Here is a 5432-nt window from a genome sequence, read left to right on the forward strand (position 1 = left end):
CCTCTGCGAACTGACCCGAACCACCCGACTGTTTCTTGTGGGTGTAGGTGTGCTCGATCTCGTGACCGATGGTCTCGCGATAGGCCACCTGCGGGGCACCGATGTTGGCTTCCACCTTGAACTCGCGCTTGAGGCGGTCGACGAGGATGTCGAGGTGAAGTTCACCCATGCCCTTCATGATGGTCTGACCGGACTCGAGGTCGGTCTCGACGCGGAAGGACGGGTCTTCGGCGGCCAGACGGGCCAGACCCTGGGACATCTTCTCCTGGTCGTTCTTCGTCTTCGGCTCGACCGCGATCTCGATCACCGGATCGGGGAAGGTCATGGTTTCAAGCACGACCGGCGCGTTCTGGGCGCAGAGGGTGTCACCGGTGGTGGTCTCCTTGAGACCGGCCAGCGCGATGATGTCGCCTGCGAACGCTTCCTCGATTTCCTCGCGGTTGTTCGAGTGCATCATCATCATACGACCGATGCGCTCTTTCTTGCCCTTGGTCGAGTTCGTGATCGAGTCGCCCTTCTTCATGGTCCCGGAGTAGATCCGGGTGAAGGTGAGCGAGCCCACGAACGGGTCGTTCATGATCTTGAACGCGAGACCCGAGAACGGCTCTTCGTCCGACGCGTGACGCGCGATGTTGCGCTCTTCGTTCTCGTCGTCCGGCGAGAAGCCCATGTAGGGCGGCACGTCGAGCGGACCGGGAAGGAAGTCGACCACGCCGTTCAGCAGGGGCTGGACGCCCTTGTTCTTGAACGCCGAGCCACCGAGGACCGGAACGAAGGACAGCGACAGGGTGCCCTTGCGGATCAGCTTCCGCAGGGTCGCCACGTCGGGCTCTTCGCCTTCCAGGTAGGCTTCCATCGCGTCGTCGTCCTGCTCGACGGCGTTCTCGATCATGTGCGAGCGCCACTCGTCTGCAAGGTCCTTGAGCTCGTCGCGGATCGGGCCACGGGTCCAGGAGGCGCCGAGGTCTTCACCCTTCCACACCCACTCTTCCATGGTGATCAGGTCGACGATGCCCTCGAGCTGGTCTTCGGCACCGATCGGGAAGTTCACGGGCACGGGGGTCGCGCCGGTGCGGTCCTTGATCATCTTCACGCAGTTGAAGAAGTCGGCACCGATCTTGTCCATCTTGTTGACGAACACGATACGCGGAACCTTGTAGCGGTCGGCCTGGCGCCAGACGGTTTCGGTCTGCGGCTCGACGCCTGCGTTACCGTCCAGAAGGCAGATCGCACCGTCGAGAACCGCGAGCGAACGCTCGACTTCGATGGTGAAGTCCACGTGGCCCGGGGTGTCGATGATGTTGTAGCGGAACTTGGTATCCGACGTACCTTCGGCCGACGGATCTTCCTGCCACTGCCAGAAGGTGGTGGTGGCGGCGGAAGTGATGGTGATACCGCGTTCCTGTTCCTGCTCCATCCAGTCCATGGTGGCGGCGCCATCGTGAACTTCGCCGATCTTGTGGGAACGGCCGGTGTAGTAGAGGATGCGCTCGGTCGTCGTCGTCTTGCCCGCGTCGATGTGGGCCATGATGCCGAAGTTACGGTAGCGCTCCAGCGGATATTCGCGTGCCATGATGGACTGCCTTTCCGGAGGGTTTTTCGGTTACCAGCGGTAGTGGCTGAACGCTTTGTTGGCGTCGGCCATCTTGTGGGTGTCTTCGCGCTTCTTCACGGCAGAACCACGCGACTGCACCGCATCGAGAAGTTCGCCGGCAAGACGCTCTTCCATGGTGTTTTCGTTGCGGGCGCGCGAAGCAGTGATGAGCCAGCGGATGGCCAGCGCTTCACGACGCTCGGGGCGCACTTCGACGGGCACCTGATAGGTGGCACCACCGACGCGGCGCGAACGCACTTCGACGGACGGCTTGATGTTGTCGAGGGCCTCGTGGAACACTTCCACCGGCGCGCGCTTCACCTTGCCTTCGACGCGGTCGAGCGCGTTGTAGACGATTTTCTCTGCGACCGACTTCTTGCCGTCGATCATCAGGTTGTTCATGAACTTGGTCAGCACCTTGTCGCCGTATTTGGCGTCGGGCAGGACTTCGCGCTTCTCTGCAGCGTGACGACGAGACATTTCCGTATCCTCTTACTTGGGACGCTTCGCGCCGTACTTGGAGCGACGCTGCTTCCGATCCTTGACGCCCTGCGTGTCCAGCACGCCGCGAAGGATGTGATAACGAACACCGGGAAGGTCTTTCACACGGCCGCCGCGGATAAGCACAACCGAGTGCTCCTGCAGGTTGTGGCTTTCACCCGGGATGTAGCTGATGACCTCGAAGCCGTTGGTCAGGCGCACCTTGGCGACTTTCCGCATAGCCGAGTTCGGCTTCTTCGGGGTGGTGGTGTAGACGCGGGTGCAGACGCCGCGCTTCTGCGGGCACTGCTCCAGGTGTTGCGACTTCGAGCGTTTGACTTTGGGCTGCCGCGGCTTGCGGATCAGCTGCTGGATCGTGGGCATTGTGGGTCTCTTCCCCGTATTCTCACATATGTGCTGCACGGGGCGTCCCGTGCGGGTTCCAATTTCAAGGCGCCCTGCGCGTCCGCAGGTCACCGGCGATGCGCTGTCCCCGGCGGTCAGCAGAGACGACGCAAAGCACCGCATACGCTCCCAGAAGGGAACGACGCGGTGGGTGTCCAGAGGATCGGGGCCGGGGCCCGGATCTTGACCGCTTCAGTCTGTAGAATGCGCCGGACGCACTAAGGCCCCGACGAATTGAGGCGCGTATAGGGGGAGTCGCGGGGGTTGTCAACATAAGCCGGTGCTTGTCACGTCAAAGCGGCAATGCGATGCAGACGGTGCCTATCTTTCAGAGGAGCGAACCGGATGCAAGTGGTCGGGTTCTGCCGGTTTTCGTACCCCGCGGAGGGCGGCTTCCAGGTCGAGCACGACGACATCGCCACGCGCGAGGCGTATCTCTACTCTGCCGCCCGCATGGGCGAGCGGTTCCGGCACTTCGAAACCATCTGCCTGCCCGGTCTGAAGGCGCAGACGGACCCGGATTTCACCTTCCTGATCCTCGTCGGCTCTTCCCTGCCCGCAGCGCTGCGCGCCCGGCTCGAGGCTCTGGTGGCCGACTTTCCGCAGGCCCGCATCGTCGCCCGCCCCCCTGCCCCGCACCGCGCGGTCTGCCAGGAGGTGATCAACGAGGCCCGCGACATGGCGGTTCCCTGCCTGCAGTTCCGGCATGACGACGACGATGCGGTGGCGGTGGATTTCGTTGCCACCCTGCGCGAGGCCGCGCGCGACGTCACGTCACTTCTGGGCAAGCACCGGCTGGTGGGCTTCGATTGGAATCGCGGCTTCATCGCACGGCCCGATTCCGAGGGCATCCTGGCGCAAGAGACCGTCACCCCGTTCTGGGGCGTGGCGCAGGCGATGGCAGTGCAGCCCGGCGTGCGCCAGACCATCATGAACTTCGGTCACAACAAGATCCTGCGCTTCATGCCGACGGTCACCTTCACCGCCCGGCCGATGTACGTGCGGGGCCACAACGACCACAACGACTCGCGCCAGAAGACGCACGTGACGCCGGTTGAGCTGCCCCGGCTCGACGCGGCGGGCGAGGCGCTGTTCCGCGAGCGCTTCGCCATCGACGCCGATCAGGTGCGCCGCATCTTCGCCTGAGCCACGGCCCTGCGCCGAAGCTGCGACTCGCGCCAGAGGTTGAAGCTGCCGGTGGCGACGATGATCGCGGCGCCGATCAGGGTCAGCACCTTGGGCCAGTCGCCGAACAGCACGAGCCCCAGCAGCAGCGCGAAGATCAGGCCGGTGTAGCGGAAGGGCGCGATGAAGCTCACGTCGCCGATGCGCATCACCAGCACGGAGAGCGTGTAGCCCGCGATGACGCAGGCGGTGGCCCCGCCCAGCAGCCACGACAGATGCGGCGTCAGCGGCTGCCACGGCTCCCCCACCGACATCGCCGCGGCGAAGATCACCACGCCGATGGCCGAGGTCAGCGTCACCAGAAGCGACGGCGCCGCCGCCGACATCCGCCGGGTGGCAAGGTCGCGCACCGTCACGAAGGCCACCGCGATCAGCGCGTAGACCGAGTAGAGCGTGAAGCCCTCGGTCCCCGGCCGGACGATCAGCAGCATCCCGATGAAGCCCACCCCGATCGACACCCAGCGACGCCAGCCCACCGGCTCGCGGAACACCAGCGCCGAGCCCAGGGTGAGCGTCAGCGGCAGCATCTGCAGCAGCGCCGTGACGTTGGCGAGGGGCATGTGCCGCAGGGCCGTCAGGAAGAAGTAGGACGAGCCCACCTCGGCCACCGAGCGCAGCAGCATGAGCCAGCCGTCCTGCCGCGGGACGCTCATCCCCAACGCCCCCATCCGCCACGCCAGCAGCGCGATGAAGAGGCTCGCGAAGCTGCCGCGGATCACCAGGATCTGCGACAGCGGCAGGGCCTCGCCGATGGCCTTCACGCAGGCGTCGCCCATGGTGAACGCGGCCATGGAGCCCATCATCAGAAGTGCACCGCGGGTGTTGGGGGAAAGCGTTGTCATGCGCGGATCGGTAGCACCGCCACAATGCCTGCGCCATCGCGAAAGCGACGTGGCGTCAGTCGCTGAAAGGCCGCGCCGCAAACGCAAAAGAGCCCCCGCGTTCCCGCGGGGGCTCTTTCAGAATTTGGTCAGGCCATGGGCCCCGGGCGATTACTCGCGGCTTTCCGGGGTATCCACCACCAGGGTGTCGAACTCGTCGCCGCCGATCACGTCGTTGCCCGATACGTCCGCTTCCGGTGCCGCCAGCGCTGCCGCGGCTTCCGCCTCGGCCCGCTTGACGTCGATCACCTTGGCGTCGCGGTCGGTCGCGATCTTGCGCACGCGCTGGGTCGCACCACCGGTGCCCGCCGGGATCAGGCGGCCCACGATGACGTTCTCCTTGAGGCCGACGAGCTTGTCCTTCTTGCCCTGCACCGATGCCTCGGTGAGGACCCGGGTGGTCTCCTGGAAGGAGGCCGCCGAGATGAAGGAGCGGGTCTGCAGCGACGCCTTGGTGATGCCGAGCAGGATCGGTTCGCCGGTGGCCGGACGGCCGCCCTTCTTCTCGATCTTCTCGTTCGCCGCGTCGAACTCCGCCTTGTCGACGTGCTCGCCCTTGAGGAGCGTGGTGTCGCCGGAGTCGTGGATTTCCCACTTCTGCAGCATCTGCCGGACGATGACCTCGACGTGCTTGTCGTTGATCTTCACGCCCTGCAGTCGATACACGTCCTGCACCTCGTCGATCATGTAGTTCGCCAGAGCCTCGACACCCATGATGGCCAGGATGTCATGCGGCGCCGGGTTGCCGTCCATGATGTAGTCGCCCTTCTGGACGTAGTCGCCCTCGACCACCGGGATGTGCTTGCCCTTGGGGATCATGTATTCCTTGGGCTCAAGCGTATCGTCGGCGGGTTCGATCGCGATGCGGCGCTTGTTCTTGTAGTCCT

General features: G+C 64.7%; 5 protein-coding genes and 1 pseudogene. 1 reads left to right on the top strand and 5 read right to left on the bottom strand.

Annotated elements, in window-relative coordinates:
* The 3 genes from fusA to rpsL all read right to left on the bottom strand — a co-directional run.
* Nucleotides 1-1573 (bottom strand): elongation factor G (gene fusA / locus HC022_RS18430; RefSeq protein WP_167453399.1); only part of this gene is annotated, 1573 nt, incomplete at its 3' end.
* A gap of 30 nt (nt 1574-1603) precedes the next feature.
* Nucleotides 1604-2074, bottom strand: a complete 471-nt coding sequence (gene rpsG / locus HC022_RS18435; protein ID WP_008883123.1) for a 30S ribosomal protein S7 — start codon at nt 2072-2074, stop codon at nt 1604-1606.
* 12 nt (nt 2075-2086) lie between these two features.
* Nucleotides 2087-2458, bottom strand: a complete 372-nt coding sequence (rpsL, locus tag HC022_RS18440; protein WP_008883423.1) for a 30S ribosomal protein S12 — start codon at nt 2456-2458, stop codon at nt 2087-2089.
* Between the two features lie 366 nt (nt 2459-2824).
* On the opposite strand from rpsL, the gene HC022_RS18445 reads away from it, so the two are divergent.
* A complete protein-coding gene (locus tag HC022_RS18445; RefSeq protein WP_167453400.1) occupies nt 2825-3625 on the top strand; it encodes a glycosyltransferase in 801 nt (266 codons plus the stop codon).
* Here the strand turns inward: HC022_RS18445 and HC022_RS18450 are convergent.
* Together HC022_RS18450 and HC022_RS18455 are read right to left on the bottom strand one after the other, a co-directional pair.
* Nucleotides 3601-4506 carry a DMT family transporter gene (locus HC022_RS18450; RefSeq protein WP_167453401.1) on the bottom strand — a complete coding sequence of 302 codons (906 nt, stop codon included), beginning with the start codon at nt 4504-4506 and terminating at the stop codon, nt 3601-3603. The genes HC022_RS18445 and HC022_RS18450 overlap by 25 nt on opposite strands.
* A 150-nt stretch (nt 4507-4656) precedes the next feature.
* A pseudogene (locus HC022_RS18455) lies at nt 4657-5432 on the bottom strand (DNA-directed RNA polymerase subunit beta'); the annotation flags it as partial.

This window comes from Salipiger sp. HF18 (assembly GCF_011806505.1).
In the GTDB taxonomy this organism is placed as follows: domain Bacteria; phylum Pseudomonadota; class Alphaproteobacteria; order Rhodobacterales; family Rhodobacteraceae; genus Salipiger; species Salipiger thiooxidans.

Excerpts from the sequence above, each read along its gene's own strand:
- rpsG (WP_008883123.1), bottom strand. The coding sequence starts at position 2,074 with ATGTCTCGTCGTCACGCTGCAGAGAAGCGCGAAGTCCTGCCCGACGCC.
- HC022_RS18445 (WP_167453400.1), top strand. The coding sequence starts at position 2,825 with ATGCAAGTGGTCGGGTTCTGCCGGTTTTCGTACCCCGCGGAGGGCGGC.
- HC022_RS18450 (WP_167453401.1), bottom strand. The coding sequence starts at position 4,506 with ATGACAACGCTTTCCCCCAACACCCGCGGTGCACTTCTGATGATGGGC.
- rpsL (WP_008883423.1), bottom strand. The coding sequence starts at position 2,458 with ATGCCCACGATCCAGCAGCTGATCCGCAAGCCGCGGCAGCCCAAAGTC.